The sequence below is a fragment of the Streptosporangium sp. NPDC004631 genome (assembly GCF_053601935.1).
Window position 1 is genome coordinate 51779 of record NZ_JBSGCR010000036.1, and the last position, 15595, is coordinate 67373.

The window sequence follows — 15595 nt, forward strand, 5'->3', positions numbered from 1 at the left end:
GGCCGGAATTCGCGAAGTATGTACATGCGAAAGCAGGGAAGATGCGAATGTTGCAAATTTTGCGGATGCTATCTTCGCAAGTGGCGTCGAAGGGAGGCCGGCTGTGGAGAATAAGGTTTACGCTCATGCCCGACTGCGCCGCCTGCGCCGCGAGCACGACCTGAGCCAGGTGGAACTGGCCAGGAGACTGGGGATCTCCGCCAGCTACCTCAACCAGATCGAGCACAGCCAGCGCCCGCTGACGGTGCCGGTGCTGCTGCGGATCACCGAGGTCTTCGGCGTCGACCCGGAGTTCTTCTCCGCAGCCGGCGAGGAACGGCTGGCCGCGGATCTGCGTGAGGCCCTGCAGGACGAGGTGTGCGGCCAGACGCTGCCGGCCGAGGATCTGATGGAGGTGACCCGCGACCACCCCGGTGTGGCACGGGCGCTGGTCGCCCTGCACCGGCGCTACCGTGACGCCGCCGAGCAGGTCGCGGCGCTCGGCAGCCCCGGCGGCTATCCGGTCGCCGACCCCCATGACGAGGTCAGGGACTTCTTCTACAGCCGTCACAACCACTTCGCCGAACTCGACGCGGCGGCGGAGCGAACCGCCGAGCGGTTCGGCCTGGTGCCCGGCCGGGCCGCCGAGACGATCTCCGCCCGGCTGGCGTCCGACCACGGCGTGAAAGTGGTGCGGGCCTCGCCCCGTGTGACACAGGCCGGTGACGCCCGCCGGTTCGACGCCGGCTCCGGGCTGCTGTCTCTGTCGCCCTGGCTGACTGACGGGCAGCGGGCCTTCCAGATGGCGGCCCAGCTCGCCGTGCTCGAACACGGCGACCTGCTGACGGCACTGGCCGAGGACTCGACACTGAGCTCGGCCACCGCGGTCTCCCTGGCGCGTATCGGACTGACCAGCTACTACGCCGGCGCGCTGCTCATGCCGTACACCGGCTTCCACGCGGCGGCCGAGGAACTGCGCTACGACGTCGAGCTGCTGCAGGTCCGCTACGGCGTCGGCTTCGAGACGATCTGCCACCGGCTCAGCACCCTGCAACGGCCCGGGCTGCGCGGCGTGCCGTTCTCCTTCCTGCGGGTGGACCGGGCGGGCAACATCTCCAAGCGTCAGTCGGCGACCGACTTCCACTTCTCCCGCCTGGGCGGCACCTGCCCGCTGTGGACGGTGTACGAGGCGTTCTCCGCTCCGGGACGGATCCTCACCCAGGTCGCCGAGATGCCCGACGGCAAGAAGTACTTCTGGGCCGCCCGTACCGTCACCCGCGGCGGCTACGGCCACCGGGCCCCGCGTGCCGCGTTCGCGGTCGCCCTCGGCTGCGAGCTGCGCCACGCTCACCGCCTGGTCTACTCCGAGGGCATCGCGCTCGACGACCCGGAAGCCGCCGTGCCCATCGGCCTCGGCTGCCGCATCTGTGAGCGGCGCGACTGCGTGCAGCGGGCCCGGCCCCCGGCGGGGGGACGGCTGTCGATCGACGAGAACCGCCGCACCTACGTTCCCTATCCGGTCCTCAGGCGGGAGACCGACACCGACGGTTGACGGCGGTGAGCGGCCGTTGCCGACGTGAGGCGGAAACGACGTGAACAGGCACAGGCGCGGGCGGTGTGGGGGTCGTGTACGCCGGGGCCGGCCCGGGTGGTGCTCGGGTCGCGGTCAAGCTCGTCCACGCCTCCCTCGCCGGGGACACGGAGTTCCGGGCGAGGAGGTTCAGCCGTGTTCGGTCTCTCCCCACCGGCGACGGCGGCATCCACAGGTCCGAGTTCACCACCACCCACAGCGACCGGCACTCCAACGGCAGGATCGGCAAGCCGTGGCGCGCCGCCCCCGGGTCTGGTCACACTGTCAGGGGGTCAGCACACAGAACTCATTGCCATCGGGATCGGCCATCATCACCCGACCGCCCCCACGCCGGCCGGTGTCGATTCGAGTCGCCCCGAGGGAGACGAGACGGTCGACCTCCGCTTGCTGATCACCGTGCGTAGATGGAGCGAGGTCGAAGTACAGCCTGTTCCTCCCTGTCTTCGGCGCCACCGGCGGACCGCCCCACGTGATCTTCGGACCGCCGTGCGGCGAGCGGATGGCGGTCTCCTGGTTCTGGTCCCAGACCAACGGCCAGCCCAGCGCTTCGCTCCAGAAGTACCCGACCTCCTGCGAACCGTCGCACGCGAGCGCTCCGACGAACCCGCAGTCGGCGAGGAAGTTGTTGCCCGGCGCGATGACGCAGAACTCGTTGCCCTCGGGGTCGGCGAGCACCACATGACCCTCCTCCGGGCGTTGCCCGACGTCGATGTGCCGCGCACCGAGTTCGAGCGACCTCGCCACCGTCCGCTGCTGGTCCTCAAGGGACGTGCTCGTCAGATCGAAGTGCATCTGGTTCTGTCCGGCCTTCTTCTCCCGGTTCGGAAGACATCGGATCCGGAACCCGGTGTCATCGCTCGGCAGGAGCGTGATGCCATCGTGGGGGTCGTCGGCCATCTCCCAGCCCAGGACGCCGGCCCAGAAACGCGCGAGACGGAGCGGGTCGTTCGCACCGAAGCAGAGCGCGACGAGCTGAGAAGTCATCCCGGATCTCCAATCCGCTGACGCACAGGCGCAGACAGGGCACGTCCTCCTGGCGCATGACGAAGGCAACGCTAGCCCGCTCGGGGACTGCGGCGCCAACGCATATAAATCAGAAGACAGCGCTTCCGGCGCACGACCCGCGATCAGGACAGCGGACGGTTGACTCATCGCCGCCGTCACCGAACAACCTCGCTCCACCCCGCCGACGCCACTGGGTGTCCTGACCACAAAGGTGGAGTACGCGGTGACACGATCTTCGGAGTTGTTGAAATGAGGGAGGACCCCGGCTGTACCGCGCGGCGGTGAAGCGCGGTACAACCGGGGTCCTCGGCGATGCCGTGGCCCTGCCGGAGGTGACCGGCAACAACCGGGCCCCACGCACACAGCACCCCAGGAAAGATCCGTTATCGTGCGTTGCGTATCCCGAGAATGTATGCCGCAGTAAGCGCGACGGCACGGTCTTCGTCATGTGACAGATCTGCGAGGGCCCGTGACGCTGTGATTCCCGGGATATCCGCGAGCGCCTGCGTCAGCCGTCGACGTGCAGACGATTCAACGGCGCCGTGGGCGAGGCGATCAACGAGCCCGGTGGCGATCTGATCCGCCAACGTGGGACGACTCGCCAGCGCGCCCAGCGCATCGGCCGCATCGACGTCATTCGCCCCCTCGACGACCATATCGATGAGCGTCGGGACCACGTCGGCTCCTCCACGTGCCCCGAGCGCCAGAGCCGCATACCTGCGGACCACGATGTCGGGGTTCGCGAGGGCGTCCCGCAGCAGTGCGGTCGCCTTACCGTTCGGAATCTCAGCGATGGACTGGACGGCACGTTTCCGCACCTCGGCCACCGGTGAGCCGAGGCCCTCCGCCAGCAGCGCCAATCCGCCATCGCCCAATTGCGCCAACGCCCATCGAAGGGCTCCGGCGACGTTCGGGTCCGTCTCGCTCAGCACCGCCTCGACCAGTGCTTCCACCGGCACCGGAACCTCTTCGACTGAGGACAGGGCCGCGCGCTGCCGCTGGCCGGCGCTCTTTGACCCCAGCGCCTGGAGGAGTGCGACGATCTGGAGGACGTCCTCCCAGCCGGCGGGTTCCGCGGCATCGACCCGGCTGAGTCGCGTGAGCAGCTCCGTCTCATCCGCAATGCGTTCTCGCGTCTGGCGGATGAGGTCGTCGACGAGCTCTGAGGGCGTGAAGCCGGGATCATCGAGCGCGCGCCCGACTTCACGCAGCGACAGCCCCAATGACCGCAGGCTCTCGATATGGAAGATCCGCCGGACGTCCTCGCTGGAGTACTCTCGATAGCCGGCGTCGGTACGACCCGTTGGCCGCACCAGGCCGAGCGAGTCGTAATGCCTGAGCATGCGGGCGCTGACCCCGGACCGTCGCGCCACCTCACCGATCAACACCGCCTGTCACCCCTCCCGGCTGGTCCCGCCAAGGGCTACGACGCGCTTCGCCTCCTCGATCGCGAACTCGAATCCGGCATCCGGGTCGCGCAACAGCCGTTCCGTGGCGATCGCGTGCGCGCGCACGCGAGGGTCGAGATCCGTCATGGCAGCGCGCAGAGTCGGCGAAATCACCTCACCGAGCGCGATCAGCGCCCGGCTGAGGCTCAGCTGCATCTCACGTTCGCCGCGCCCGAGCTGTGTCGACAACACTGCGGCCAACTCGGGCTCTTCGCCTTCGGGCACGAGCACGACCGCTGCCCGCCAAGCGCTCCGCGCCACCTCGTCGTCGGTGTCGGACAGAAGCGCCCGTGTGATCGCCGGCCACGCCTGCCGATCCCCGATCTTGGACAGCGTGTGCAACGCCTGGCTCCGTGCCTGCGCACGCTCCGAGCGGAGTTCCTTGAGAAGCTCCGGGACCGTCATTGATGCCGAGTGGCGGGTGAGCGCCCACGTCAGCATGTCGCGCACGTAGAACTCGGGTTCGATCGCGCATCGTTCGATGAGCTTGTCGACGAACCGCGGGTCAGGGGTCGTGCCGACCGCCAGCGCTGCCCGCAGCCGCACTGACGAGCGGCTGTCCTCCAGCCCCTGGAAAGCTCGAATCGTATCCGTGTCCTGTTTCGGCATGGTCATCGGGACCACCTCCTTGGCTACAGTGAAGACCTTGTCACCGTGTCAAGGTCAAGCGGGGTCACGCCGCGAGATCACCGGGCCCCTCTGTCCACCGAGTTCGGCGCCTGTCGTTCCGACTGACCGGAGCCACTTGCGCGCCCGGTTCTCCGTACGGTCGGTTCTTCTTGTCTTTCCCTCGACGACGACGCCGAAAAGCTCGCCGCCATCCCGCGCCGACGCAGTGCGGTGCTGAGGTCGAGATCAACCCCGCCGATGACCGCCGTACCGATCGTCCTGGGCCGGGTTCAGGCGAGGTGCGGTACGCGCAGGTCGTCGAGGCCGATGCGGATCGACGAGCCGGCCACCGATGAGCCTGGGGCGGTGGACGCAGCGCGGGAAAGAGACATGGAGCATCTGTTCCGCCGCGTCGTTCAGCGCCTCGACGGCGCCCTTCATATACACATGAGATGCGTCTGAGATGCGTCCCCCAGTCCAGACGGGCAACCTCGACCAAGGGAGATCATCTTGAAGGCACCCCGACGAGTACTCACCACCGGCCTGTGCGCCCTGGCGGTCAGCGGGACGATGCTGGCCACCGGCCCCGCCACACCGGCGGCGGCCGCGGGCAACGCCCCGCTGTTCAGAGCGAAGCTGATGGTCAACCACAGCGGCAAGTGCCTGGACGTCCCGGGCGCGATCCAGGCTGCCGGGCAACCCGTCCAGCAGTGGCATTGCTACGACGCGCCCGACAACCAGACGTGGAACTTTGTCGCCGCTTACAACAGCGACCTCGCGAACGGATTCCTCGCGGACAACTACTACACCATCCGCGCCCAGCACAGCGGCAAGTGCCTGGAGGTCCAGGGCGGGGCCACCAGCGACCAGGCGTCGGTCATCCAGCAGACCTGCGACACCGGTTACCGCACAACCCAACAGCAATGGCGGCTCGTCCAGCGGCCCAACGGTTACTTCAGCCTGGTCGCCCGCCACAGCGGCAAGTGCCTGACGGTCCCGCAAGGGAGCCTCGCCGACGGGGTCCTCGTGGTCCAGCAGGATTGCTCCAACGACCTGCCCTACCAGGAATGGAAGCTCCTCTGAGCCCACCTGCTCATAGCCGGTCGCCGCGCGTGGGCGCAGCCGTCCCGGGCATAGAACCGGCGACGGGCCCTCACGCGGCGACCGACGGGGTGCCGTCACTGAGGTTGAACCGGTGGTGTCGCACCTCCTGACGTGCCTTGACGGCCGGGTAGACCGACATCGTGAGGTACGCACAAGGCGGAGGGCCGTCCGCCGGGCGAATCGACGGCTTCGCCCGGCGGGTTCGTGGCGGGGCGCCAGGATCGGCCTGCCCGCCGCTGGCTATCCTGTGGCACGTCGAGCCAGGCACGGCTCCCCACCACGAGCCCACCGGAAGGCGACGACCGTGACAGCCTCCCAGCGCCGGAGCACATGGTCGGCGACGACGGTGGTGACGCACGTGGTCCTGGCTCTCCTGACGGCGCTCATCCTGGCGGGCGTCCGGCACCTCGGCGCGGACCTGTGGCAGGTCTTCGCGGTGGCGGGTGCTGCCGTCCTGCTCCATGTGGGAGCGGTGGTGGCCCATCGACGGCCGTGGGTGGGGTACTCGATCGGCGCGCTGGCAATGCTCGCCCTGGTGATGACGCCCTTCCTGGGTTGGTCACCGAGCATGCTGCCCTCGGCTGTGTGCTTCCCCCTCACGTTGTGGCGGCTGACCACCCGGGTCTCGGTCAGGTCCTCGGTGGTTGCGTTGGCCGTCGCCGCGCTCGGGATCGTCCTCACCGAGCTGGTGACGCGGGCCCGGCTGCCCCCTGACACCCCGGGGTGGACCCGCCTGGTCGAGGGCGGGCTGCTGATGCTCGTGGTCGGCGGTGTGTGGCTTAGGGCCCTGCTGGTACGCCGCAGGCACGAGGCCGACCGACGAGCCGAGAGCGAACGGCTGGCCGCGGCGGTCGCGGACGAACGGGCCGGCATCCGCCGCGACCTGCACGACGTGATCGCCCACACGGTCACCGTCATGGTCGCGCGGATCGAGGCTGCGGCGGTGACAACGGCGGATCCGGCGACCCGCCGCGAACTCGGCGCCATCGCCGAGACCGGCCGGGACGCCCACCAAGGTCTGCGAGCGATGCTGGCCACCCTGGGCCCGGCCACCGTGGCGCCGCGCGCCGATTCCCGGCCCAGAGAGGTCCCGATCTCACTCGACGCCCTCCCTGACCTCGTGGCCTCGGCGGCGAGCCCGCTCCACGTGGTGACCTTCGCGGAGGTGGGTGAGCGACGGCCACTGAGCCTGAGTGCCGAGGTCGCGGCGGTCCGTAGCGCGCAGGAGGGCATCACCAACGCGCTGCGCCACCTCGAACCACCGGTCGAGGTGACCGTTCGCCTGCGCTGGACCCCGGCCGAGGTGATGGTGGAGGTGCGCGACGACGGCGGCAAGGCGCTTCGCGACGTCGGCGGCCATGGGACCGGCTTGATAGGGATCGAGGAACGTGTGCGTACCGCGGGCGGCACCCTGTCGATCGACGACGGGGACGACGGGTGGGTGCTGCGGGCGCGGCTCCCCACGAAGGAGGGGGCATGACCGGGATCCGTGTCATGCTCGTCGACGATCAGGAGTTGCTGCGGGCCTCGCTCCGTACGGTGCTGTCGGCCGACGAACGCATCGAGATCACCCACGACGTCGCGAACGGCGGCGACGCGATCGAGGTCGTCCGGCGGCACCGCCTGGACGTGGTACTGATGGACATCCGCATGCCGCGTATGGACGGGGTCGCCGCCACAGCGGAGATCGTCAGGATCGCACCGGCGACCCGGGTGCTCATGCTGACGACGTTCGACGATGACGAACTGGTCGTGGCTGCGATCCGGGCCGGTGCGAGCGGCTACCTGACCAAGGACGTCCGGCCCGCCGCCCTGGCCCAGGCCGTGTGTGACGTCGCCTCCGGGACGTCGGCGCTGGCTCCGGGGGTGGCCGCGACGATCCTCGATCTCGTACGGCGGGTGCCGATGCGGAGGACGGCGGCCCTGAACGGCCTCACCCCGCGCGAGGTCGAGATCTTCGGCCTGCTCGCCCGCGGCAGGTCCAACAGCGAGATCTGCGCGGAACTGGTGCTGAGCGAGAACACGGTGAAGTCGCACGTCCGGGCCGTCCTGCAGAAACTGGACCTGCGCGACCGCGTGCACGCGGTGATCCACGCGTACGAGAACGGGCTCGTCGGTCGCAGCGATCTGCCTGACTGAGATTCCATCCTGCCGGGTGGTCCCGGCTCACCCCTTCGGGTGATGTCGGCCGGTGACGCCCGGCCTAGGTTCGACATCGTGCATTTCCTACGTCTCCGCTTTCCTCGTGTGACCTCCCTCATCGTCCTCGGCGGTGTGCTCGTCGCCCTGCTGCTCGGCTGGACGGCACCGGCCCATGCCACCGGCGAACGGCTGGTCGACGACTACCGCTCCGTCTACGGCACGCCGGGTGTCGCGGCGGCCGTGATCGACGGGTCGTCGGTCGAGACGATCGTCCGCGGCCGGGACGGGGACGGCAACGCCGTGACGGCTCGGACACGCTTCCGGATCGCGTCGATGAGCAAGTCGATGACGGCGACGGCGATCATGCTGCTGGTCGACCGTGACCGCATCTCCCTGGACGACCCGGTCGTCAAGGTCCTGCCCGACTTCAGGATGGCCGATCCCCGCTTCACCGGGATCACCGTGCGCCAGATCCTCAGCCACACCTCGGGGCTGTCGAACAGCACGAACAACGAGTACGTGTTCCCGCCTCCGCGCAGCGCGCGGGAAATCGTGGCCAGGCTGGCCGACAAGACCCTGGCCGCCGACCCGGGCACCCGTTCGGAGTACCACAACACCAACTACTCGATCGCGGCGAGGATCATCGAGGTGGTGTCGGGGAAGTCCTTCGACGCCTTCCTCCACACCGAGCTGTTCACGCCGCTGGGCATGACCGGCACCAGCTCGACGCTGGGGTGTTCCGATCGTGCCGAGGGCCTGCCGTCCGGATACGAGGTCGTTCTCGGGGTCGCCGTCGCGGCACCGGAGATGCCGGGGATCTGCGTCGGCAACGGCGGGGTGATCTCGACCCTGGACGACATGGTGCGGTGGCTGAGGTTCAATCAGGGAAGCCTCGGTGCGGACCTGCTGAGTGCCGGTTCCCTGGCCGAGTTGCACACCGCCCAGCCAAAGGCCGGCGACTACGCCCTCGGCTGGCAGGCCCGCCCCGTCGCAGCAGACGCCCCGCCGTCGGTGATCGGCCACGGCGGAACACTGGCGACGTGGACCGGGGACATGGTCTTCTCGCCCAAGACCGGTATGGCCGCCCTCGTCCTCACCAACAGCGGCGGCGATGCCGGCCTGCTCTCGACCAACCTTCTCGCCGAACGGATCGGGGCAGCGGCGACGCCGATGAGCAACCCGCTCACCGTCGTGAACGCGGTTCTGCTCGGGCTCACGGTGGGGATGGCCGCACTGCTGGTCACCGCGGCCGTCCGAGCGCGCCGCTGGGCCTCGCGACGCCGCGCGGCGCGCCGGCCGAGGCTGGTTCTGCGGCTCGTGCCCCTTGCCCTGGTGACGGTGCTGGGCGCGGTGCTGCCGACGCTGATCTGGGGGGCGTTCAGCTTCCAGTACTGGATCGTCACCGCCTGGCTGCTGCCACTGCTGGCGCTCTTCTGCCTCACCTGCTGCGTGCTCGGGGCGGTCGCACTCGGCCGTCGCCTCCGGTGCTTCCGCCGCGCCGGTCAGGCGACCTTCGCACCGGTACGGCCCCGGCAGACCGTCGAGCAGTAGCGACGGTGGCCGCCGATGAGTCGATCACCATCGGGTTCGGCGGGGTTAGCGGAGGTTGGTAATGCCGTCGAGAATGAGGGCGATGCCGGCGAGGAACCGCTCGCGATCATCGTGTTCACGCATCCGGCCGCTGACGGCGTGCATGAACGGGTAGTCGGCGGGGTCGAGTTCCTGCCACGCCATCGACGCCGCCTCGAAGAACTTCTCGCGGTCCGCGTCGGCCCCGACGCCTGAGGTGTCCCCGTCACGAGGGTGGCGCGGCAGGCGTACAGAGCTTCGGCGAGGTCCTCGGTGCGCCGCCGCGCCACCCAATGGACGACACCACCGACGACAGCGAGCACATCGACGGACGCCGCGCGCGTGGCGAGAAACGACGCGCGGAGATCATCGAGGCCACCGTTGCCGTGGTCACTCGCGACGGCGCGGCAGGCGTCACCCATCGCACGGTCGCCAAACAGGCCGGCACCATGACGTCCCTGAGCACCTACTACCGTGCCAGCCACTCCGCGCCGATCCCGGCCGCTCCCCGTTGGGGGCATGAGCGACGAGACGCACGGCGTACGGCGCCCCCGTCACCACTCCCGCTGCCACCGCTGACAGCCCGGATGGTGACTCGGGCCCGACCGCGCCGCCCACTGGATGGGAGCCCGCGCTCGCCGAGCTGGCCCACCGCCCCACCAGCCTGGCCATCACCATCACCATCACCATCACCCGCGCCGCCCGCCGACGCCGGGATCGGGCAACGAGCCAGGAATGGATCACAGTACTCATCAGGGGTGTCCTCCTTGATCAGGAGTTACGCCGAAAACCGTGCAGTCCCCTCCGGGGCCTCCACGACTCCGTCGGGCGATGGGAACGTCGGCGCGATGCGTTCCTCAGCGCTCTGCCAGAACCGCCCGTAGCCGGTCGGCGAAGCCCTTGGGGTCACCCATGAAGCCTGCGTGGTCGCCGGGGAAGAGGGCGGGTTCGACGCCCAGGGACGCGGCGAGCGCCCGTGAGGTCCGGTCACAGAGCTGACCTGCCGACTGCTCTCCGATGCCGATCACAAGGCGGGGGCTCCCCGCGCGCAACGCGTCCAGATCGGGGCGCCACCGGGTGGTGGGGCGCATGGTGTGGAGGTAGAACCGCCGGTTCTCCGCGGCCTCCTTCTCACCGCGTTCGGCGAACATCTGCTGGAGGATCTCCTCGGGCATGGCGATCCCGGCGATCTCCATGAAGATCCTCCCGGCCCCCATCGTGTCCCCGCCGAGGTAGGTGGCGATCATGTCCTCAGATCGGGCGATCACTTTCTCGCGATCCTCCAGCACCTCATACAGCGGGGGTTCGTGCGCGATGACGGTGTGCGCCTGCCCGGGGTGGGCCTGAGCGAGGGCGAGCGCCGTCACCGCGCCGCCGCTGGACCCCAGCACCGCGGCCGGGCCGGCGTCCACCCCGATGATGAGGCGGGACAGGTCTGCGGCGCGTAGCTCTGGAGTGGAGTCCTCCTCCGGGTCTTCGACAGGGCTCCGGCCCACGCCCCGCGGGTCGGTGGTGAGCACGGTGTGATCGGCGGCGAGCAGGTCGGCCAGCGGCGCGAACGGCCCGGCGTCCATCGGCGAGCCCACCAGCACGACCAAGGGCCCCTCGCCGCGCAGCTCGTAGTACAGCCGCGCACCGGGAACATCCAGAGTGCCGGCGGTGACGGGAAATATGGTCATCCTTACCCTCCATCTCTTCTTGGGTCTCTCACACCGCGTCCAAGTCGTCGGACGACGTCCGACCAGGCGCCCATGGGACCGTCCTTCGCCCTCCATCTGGCGCTCGGCCCGGCGCGCACAGGCGAAAGGGAAGTGGTTACAGTGGCGCCCCTCTCTCATGGACCGCTGGAGTTGCATCGGAACCACCGTACGGAGAGGCACCGACATTTCCGTCGCGGCCAAGGCGGCCGTCGATCCGCGAGGCGACGACGCCGGTGCGGCCGATGGGGGGCGCGGTGGACTCGGGTGAGGGCGTCATCGTCGAGGCCGGAGCAGACCGTTGATGGGGTTCCGGTCGACGGTCGAATGACGGTCAAACGATCAAGAGGCCGGATCCGCGATCTTGGGATCTGGCCTCTGAGGTGGGGGAACTATGTGGGGCTACCAGGACTTGAACCTGGGACCTCTTCCTTATCAGGGAAGAAAAGAGTCGAGGTCGGAAAGAAAAAAGAACGACTGACCTGGAAAAACTGTCGCCTAGCGTCGCTAGATGTGGTCCGCTGTCGAAGGCTCCTGACGCACATTTGACGCACGATCATGAAAACGGTGGCCATGACAGAGGGTGAACAGGGGCGGAAGAGCAGGAAAGCCCTTGCCCCTGGCAACCCGCCCCCGGCGACCAGCGTCTACTCTCCGCCCCGATCTCATCACCAGGAGTCAATGTGCGGAGAATGCTGCCCCTCGCCCTGATCGTCGCCCTCGCGGCCGGATGCTCCGGTAGTAGCGTCGCGGCAGCACCAACCCCGACCCCGGCGGCGCCTTCACCATCTCCGCCGTCGGCGACTCCAGCGGATCCGGCCTGCTCCACGGAGCAGATCCAAAACTTCTTCAGCGACATCGACGACTACGCCAGCCGCGGCGCATTTGAGGATGAGCCTAAGGTCCCCCTCCGCCTCGCCGACGTGTACAGGTGGGGGTTTCAGCTCGGTATGGCTGAGGGGTTGGCCGACTTCCAGGTCTACAAGGCCGTCCTCGCGGCCAAGGACGCCGCCGAGTCCTGGCCCGAGGCGCCCGCAATCAGCAAGAGCATCATCAGGCAGACGATCCATATCACCGCGCAGACCCTCGCGGTGAGGTGTGGTGTCGCTGGACGCTACGGGTTCTCCAAGACCGCGTCGTAGGCGTGCAAGCAAAGAGCCCCGCCCTCGGGAGGGGCTCTCTTGCGTATCCCCTCCCCGTTCTACTCAAGCGCCTGTGTCGCCGCGATGATGAGCCGGCGCGCGGCCTCCCCCGTCACGGCCTCCTCCCACAGCCGTTCCATTGCACGGTTGTAGGTGTCGGCCTCGTCCCTGCGGACGAACGTCTCGCCAGCGAACGTCTCGACGGCCACAATCGTCTCGTCGCCGTCGTAGATCTGAAAAGCGTTTTGCGGGGTCCATGTCAGTTCCACTCCCATCGGAATGAGACCGAAACGGACCCGATCCAGGCCGATGACAGTCTGGAGCCGGTCGAGTTGCTCACGCATCACGGCGGGCGAGCAGATCAACCAGCGCAACACCGGTTCAGCGAGCAGAAACTCGAAGCTCTTGCCGGGGTCGTAGAGCATCCGCTGGCGCTGCATCCGCATGGCGACAGCGGCATCAACGTCGTCGATATCGAGACCATGCAGGGCGGTCATCTCGCTAAGGACGCGCCGCGCATACCCCGGAACCTGCAATAGCCCCGGCACGTACGCGGTCTCGAAGTGGCAGATCCGGCGTGAGCGCGCCACGAGATCGTTGTAGCTCGCCTGGACCTGCTCCTGGCCGCGGCTCATACGAGTGCGGAACGCCACGCGGGCGACCCCAGCGTTCTCGCGGAGCTGCAGCAGCTCGGCCACCGCATGAGCATCGGCGTTGCACGCTGCCGCCCACGCGCGAATATCGTCGGCGGACGGCAGCTGCTTGCCGGTCTCAATGCGGCTGACCTTGGATTGCGCCCAGCGGTACTGGTCGGCAAGGTCCTTGCCGGACAGGCCCGCCTGCGCTCGCATGAGACGCAGGCGGGTTGCGATGCCGTCGGGCTGGGTCAGCCAGTCCTGGAGGGATTCCACGGGTAGTCCTTCTGTTCAGACGGGCGCGTTCTGGCTCTGTGCCAGGACGCTGTGGTGGACTGCCAGGTCCCGCCACACGCACGCCTGTCGGACAATCTTCGGGTCGTCCACGAGCTCGTTATGGATGCGGTGCCCATCGGCATCGAAGCGCATCAAGACGATCCGCGCCGAGTCGAGCAGCCACCAGTCGGCGCTGCCCGCCCCGGGCAGCAGGCCAACGTCGTGCGCCTGCTGCCATGTCAGGTACCGCATCGTTTCGCCGGCGGCCAGGTTCCAGCGGTCAAGCCAGCGTTCGAACCGCTGGTAGTCGGTCGGCGGATCCTGTTGGACGCGGACGCGCTCGATGCGTCGGCCGTGCCGAATGTGATCGGCAACTCGTTCGTACCACGCCTGATAGATCGTGGTGGGCGGGTAGGGCGTGCCGCGGAGGAATGCGGCGAAGAGGTCGGCCTCCTCCGCTTCGAGGTACTGCCGCTGCAGCTCCAACCGGAACGCCGTGTGCTCAAAGTCTTGGATGGCGTCTGCGAATTCTGCCGCGGTGAGTGGCCGACCAGCGCTCACGCCTGGCTCCGAAGCCGGTTGAGGACGTTGGCGGGTACGTAGACGGCGTCTTCGTCGTCAGCGAGTTGGCGTAGTTGCGCGCGGGTCTCGGCGTCGAGCTTTACACCCTGGACGACGTAGCCGCCGGGGGCGTCGTAGAGAGCAGGGCACCCCCCACCGCCGGAGGAGTCGTCCTTCCACATGAACCGAATGTCCATGTTTGCTCCTTTCAGGATCGCATCACCGGTTCCTATGCTCGCAAATTGCGCACCTTATAGCAACGAGCCCTGTCCGATCATGTGATCGAACAGGGCTCATCTGCGGTGATGCGGAACCTGGCACCCTCTAACGTACTTGTTCATTCGCATAACTCAAGCATTGCTTGACTTATGCGATTCAAGAGGTCACGATGAGTCTGTGTCGGCGCACTCAACGCGCATACGACTCGATGTCCGGTTCCCCCCGACGTATCAGGAGGTCTCCCTGTGACCCGCACCAATCTGCGGGAGCGGCTCTACACGCGGGAGGAAGTCGCGGCCGCGTATCGCGTATCGCCGCGCACAGTCACCCGCTGGGCCGCCGAAGGGCGGGTTGAGTCGACCCGCACCCCGGGCGGTCACTACCGATTCCCCGAGTCCGTCATCGACGGACGGGACCCCCGGAAAGAAAACGGGCCCGGCCGGTGTGCAACCACCGAACGGGCCCTGTGATCCCCAACCTGCCCTAACAGGAGGAACCCATGCACGAGCGTATCGCGCTCGCCCCCACCACCGGCAGATGCCGCCCGTGGTGCACCGATCACTACAGCGACCCCCGGCACCCGGAGGACGGATACTGCCGTCGCGCCGCCGCCCTCGCCGAGGTTTACCTGGCCGACACCAACGACGGCCCGCGGCTCTTCGCCCACGGCGCGACGGTCGACCTTGACCAACTCACCCTCGCTGAGGCGGAGGCCCGCTTCCGCGCTGGGCTCGACTTGGTCGCTGCGGCCCAGGCCGGGGGTGTGCTGTGAGCCAGTGGCCCTCCGGCGCCTCCAGCAGCGCCCGCCCCGGCAAGCCGATCTTCTCCTGCCGTCACTACCTGGCGTCCACCTCGCCGTGCTCGAAGTGCTCGCAGCCCCAGCAGACCAAGCCCGCTGGGGGCACCCGATGAGCGGCGTTGAGCGCGAACCGCTCCACATCGCCCTCCCCCACGGCTCCACCGAGACCACCGTGTACCTGGTCTCCGCCCACTGCGAGCCGCTCGCCATCCGCGCCACCGAGCAGGAGGCCCGGCAGCTCTGCGAGGACGCCGAGCACGACGCCACCGGCGGCGACGTCGAGCTCGTCTGGCACCCGACGGACGAGAGCAAGCTGGTGCACGAGCTGTACGTCGTCACTGGTGACGAGCACCGCACCGAGTACACGGTGGCGCCGATCGTCGTCCGCCAGGCCGACCAGGCCGTCGAGGGCGACACCCGCGCCGACGTGGAGGCGTGATGGCCCCCGAACTCGCCGCCGACGTCGCCTGGCTCAACGCCTTCGACGCCGCTGCGGCCGGCACCAACACCCCCACCAGCAGCACCGACGACGAGGAGGAGAAGTGATCCCCTACCTGATCGCCGCCGTCATCATCGGCGCCCTCATCGTCCTGGCCATGGCCGCCAGGTCGGACGACGGGGAGTGCTGATGACCCCCGAGGAGCAGGAGCTCGCCCAGGACATGGCCCGTCTCGACCAGCTCACCCCGGCCGAGCTGGCCTACGAGACCGGCGCCGCCGAACTGGCCGCCGCGACCGGCGGCGAGACCGACCACGACCGCACCTACCGGGCCGAGCTCGAACGCCGCGCCATGACCGACGGGAGCACTCGATGAACCTG

The 15595-nt window shown here is 68.5% G+C and carries 19 protein-coding genes; 11 read left to right on the forward strand and 8 right to left on the reverse strand.

From position 1 onward, the window contains the following. The first annotated feature begins 103 nt into the window (after positions 1 to 103). The gene (locus ACWEF2_RS27545) at positions 104 to 1531 is read left to right on the forward strand and encodes a short-chain fatty acyl-CoA regulator family protein (protein WP_453819240.1); all 1428 of its coding nucleotides are present in this window, start codon (positions 104 to 106) and stop codon (positions 1529 to 1531) included. A 303-nt stretch (positions 1532 to 1834) separates the two neighbouring features. Here the strand turns inward: ACWEF2_RS27545 and ACWEF2_RS27550 are convergent, their stop codons facing one another. The 3 genes from ACWEF2_RS27550 to ACWEF2_RS27560 all read right to left on the reverse strand — a co-directional run bounded on the left by ACWEF2_RS27550 (position 1835) and on the right by ACWEF2_RS27560 (position 4638). Next, a complete protein-coding gene (locus ACWEF2_RS27550) occupies positions 1835 to 2554 on the reverse strand; it encodes a VOC family protein (protein ID WP_453819241.1) in 720 nt (239 codons plus the stop codon). Between the two features lie 404 nt (positions 2555 to 2958). Continuing rightward, on the reverse strand, positions 2959 to 3963 hold the full coding sequence (locus ACWEF2_RS27555) for a HEAT repeat domain-containing protein (protein WP_453819242.1): 1005 nt from the start codon (positions 3961 to 3963) through the stop codon (positions 2959 to 2961). 6 nt (positions 3964 to 3969) lie between these two features. Continuing rightward, entirely contained in the window at positions 3970 to 4638 is a 669-nt protein-coding gene (locus ACWEF2_RS27560; protein ID WP_453819243.1) for a HEAT repeat domain-containing protein, read from the reverse strand. A 504-nt stretch (positions 4639 to 5142) separates the two neighbouring features. Between ACWEF2_RS27560 and ACWEF2_RS27565 the strand changes: the two genes are divergently transcribed. The 4 genes from ACWEF2_RS27565 (at position 5143) to ACWEF2_RS27580 (ending at position 9429) form a co-directional block, all read left to right on the forward strand. Continuing rightward, the gene (locus tag ACWEF2_RS27565) at positions 5143 to 5715 is read left to right on the forward strand and encodes an RICIN domain-containing protein (RefSeq protein ID WP_453819244.1); all 573 of its coding nucleotides are present in this window, start codon (positions 5143 to 5145) and stop codon (positions 5713 to 5715) included. 325 nt (positions 5716 to 6040) lie between these two features. After that, complete coding sequence (locus ACWEF2_RS27570; RefSeq protein ID WP_453819245.1) at positions 6041 to 7216, forward strand: sensor histidine kinase; 1176 nt, start codon at positions 6041 to 6043, stop codon at positions 7214 to 7216. Continuing rightward, on the forward strand, positions 7213 to 7875 hold the full coding sequence (locus ACWEF2_RS27575) for a response regulator (RefSeq protein ID WP_453819246.1): 663 nt from the start codon (positions 7213 to 7215) through the stop codon (positions 7873 to 7875). Before ACWEF2_RS27570 ends, ACWEF2_RS27575 begins: the two co-directional genes overlap by 4 nt. Before the next feature lie 78 nt (positions 7876 to 7953). Then, positions 7954 to 9429, forward strand: a complete 1476-nt coding sequence (locus tag ACWEF2_RS27580; RefSeq protein ID WP_453819247.1) for a serine hydrolase domain-containing protein — start codon at positions 7954 to 7956, stop codon at positions 9427 to 9429. Between the two features lie 45 nt (positions 9430 to 9474). Here ACWEF2_RS27580 and ACWEF2_RS27585 read toward each other — a convergent pair whose 3' ends face one another. Both ACWEF2_RS27585 and ACWEF2_RS27590 read right to left on the reverse strand, forming a co-directional pair. Next, positions 9475 to 9612 (reverse strand): hypothetical protein, encoded by a 138-nt coding sequence (locus ACWEF2_RS27585; protein WP_453819248.1) that lies wholly within the window; start codon positions 9610 to 9612, stop codon positions 9475 to 9477. Between the two features lie 692 nt (positions 9613 to 10304). Beyond that, positions 10305 to 11126 carry an alpha/beta fold hydrolase gene (locus tag ACWEF2_RS27590; protein ID WP_453819249.1) on the reverse strand — a complete coding sequence of 274 codons (822 nt, stop codon included), beginning with the start codon at positions 11124 to 11126 and terminating at the stop codon, positions 10305 to 10307. Between the two features lie 710 nt (positions 11127 to 11836). On the opposite strand from ACWEF2_RS27590, the gene ACWEF2_RS27595 reads away from it, so the two are divergent. Continuing rightward, entirely contained in the window at positions 11837 to 12286 is a 450-nt protein-coding gene (locus tag ACWEF2_RS27595; protein ID WP_453819250.1) for a hypothetical protein, read from the forward strand. 59 nt (positions 12287 to 12345) lie between these two features. Here ACWEF2_RS27595 and ACWEF2_RS27600 read toward each other — a convergent pair whose 3' ends face one another. Genes ACWEF2_RS27600 through ACWEF2_RS27610 form a run of 3 tightly spaced genes read right to left on the reverse strand, consistent with a single transcriptional unit; the run spans position 12346 to position 13955 of the window. Next, on the reverse strand, positions 12346 to 13197 hold the full coding sequence (locus ACWEF2_RS27600; RefSeq protein ID WP_453819251.1) for a helix-turn-helix domain-containing protein: 852 nt from the start codon (positions 13195 to 13197) through the stop codon (positions 12346 to 12348). 15 nt (positions 13198 to 13212) lie between these two features. Next, entirely contained in the window at positions 13213 to 13758 is a 546-nt protein-coding gene (locus ACWEF2_RS27605; RefSeq protein WP_453819252.1) for a DUF6879 family protein, read from the reverse strand. Then, the gene (locus ACWEF2_RS27610) at positions 13755 to 13955 is read right to left on the reverse strand and encodes a hypothetical protein (RefSeq protein ID WP_453819253.1); all 201 of its coding nucleotides are present in this window, start codon (positions 13953 to 13955) and stop codon (positions 13755 to 13757) included. The genes ACWEF2_RS27605 and ACWEF2_RS27610 overlap by 4 nt, the downstream gene beginning before the upstream one ends. 267 nt (positions 13956 to 14222) lie before the next feature. On the opposite strand from ACWEF2_RS27610, the gene ACWEF2_RS27615 reads away from it, so the two are divergent. The 5 genes from ACWEF2_RS27615 (at position 14223) to ACWEF2_RS27635 (ending at position 15590) form a co-directional block, all read left to right on the forward strand. After that, positions 14223 to 14447 carry a helix-turn-helix domain-containing protein gene (locus tag ACWEF2_RS27615; RefSeq protein ID WP_453819254.1) on the forward strand — a complete coding sequence of 75 codons (225 nt, stop codon included), beginning with the start codon at positions 14223 to 14225 and terminating at the stop codon, positions 14445 to 14447. Between the two features lie 29 nt (positions 14448 to 14476). After that, on the forward strand, positions 14477 to 14749 hold the full coding sequence (locus ACWEF2_RS27620) for a hypothetical protein (RefSeq protein WP_453819255.1): 273 nt from the start codon (positions 14477 to 14479) through the stop codon (positions 14747 to 14749). Continuing rightward, complete coding sequence (locus ACWEF2_RS27625; RefSeq protein ID WP_453819256.1) at positions 14746 to 14889, forward strand: hypothetical protein; 144 nt, start codon at positions 14746 to 14748, stop codon at positions 14887 to 14889. The genes ACWEF2_RS27620 and ACWEF2_RS27625 overlap by 4 nt, the downstream gene beginning before the upstream one ends. Continuing rightward, the gene (locus ACWEF2_RS27630) at positions 14886 to 15215 is read left to right on the forward strand and encodes a hypothetical protein (RefSeq protein ID WP_453819257.1); all 330 of its coding nucleotides are present in this window, start codon (positions 14886 to 14888) and stop codon (positions 15213 to 15215) included. The genes ACWEF2_RS27625 and ACWEF2_RS27630 overlap by 4 nt, the downstream gene beginning before the upstream one ends. Before the next feature lie 189 nt (positions 15216 to 15404). Beyond that, entirely contained in the window at positions 15405 to 15590 is a 186-nt protein-coding gene (locus ACWEF2_RS27635) for a hypothetical protein (protein ID WP_453819258.1), read from the forward strand. Positions 15591 to 15595: the final 5 nt, after the last annotated feature.

Bases quoted from the DNA above. Each gene is read 5' to 3' on its own strand.
- ACWEF2_RS27550 (WP_453819241.1), bottom strand. From the start codon at position 2,554: ATGACTTCTCAGCTCGTCGCGCTCTGCTTCGGTGCGAACGACCCGCTC.
- ACWEF2_RS27595 (WP_453819250.1), top strand. From the start codon at position 11,837: ATGCTGCCCCTCGCCCTGATCGTCGCCCTCGCGGCCGGATGCTCCGGT.
- ACWEF2_RS27620 (WP_453819255.1), top strand. From the start codon at position 14,477: ATGCACGAGCGTATCGCGCTCGCCCCCACCACCGGCAGATGCCGCCCG.
- ACWEF2_RS27630 (WP_453819257.1), top strand. From the start codon at position 14,886: ATGAGCGGCGTTGAGCGCGAACCGCTCCACATCGCCCTCCCCCACGGC.
- ACWEF2_RS27560 (WP_453819243.1), bottom strand. From the start codon at position 4,638: ATGACCATGCCGAAACAGGACACGGATACGATTCGAGCTTTCCAGGGG.
- ACWEF2_RS27610 (WP_453819253.1), bottom strand. From the start codon at position 13,955: ATGGACATTCGGTTCATGTGGAAGGACGACTCCTCCGGCGGTGGGGGG.
- ACWEF2_RS27585 (WP_453819248.1), bottom strand. From the start codon at position 9,612: ATGGCGTGGCAGGAACTCGACCCCGCCGACTACCCGTTCATGCACGCC.
- ACWEF2_RS27575 (WP_453819246.1), top strand. From the start codon at position 7,213: ATGACCGGGATCCGTGTCATGCTCGTCGACGATCAGGAGTTGCTGCGG.
- ACWEF2_RS27590 (WP_453819249.1), bottom strand. From the start codon at position 11,126: ATGACCATATTTCCCGTCACCGCCGGCACTCTGGATGTTCCCGGTGCG.
- ACWEF2_RS27635 (WP_453819258.1), top strand. From the start codon at position 15,405: ATGACCCCCGAGGAGCAGGAGCTCGCCCAGGACATGGCCCGTCTCGAC.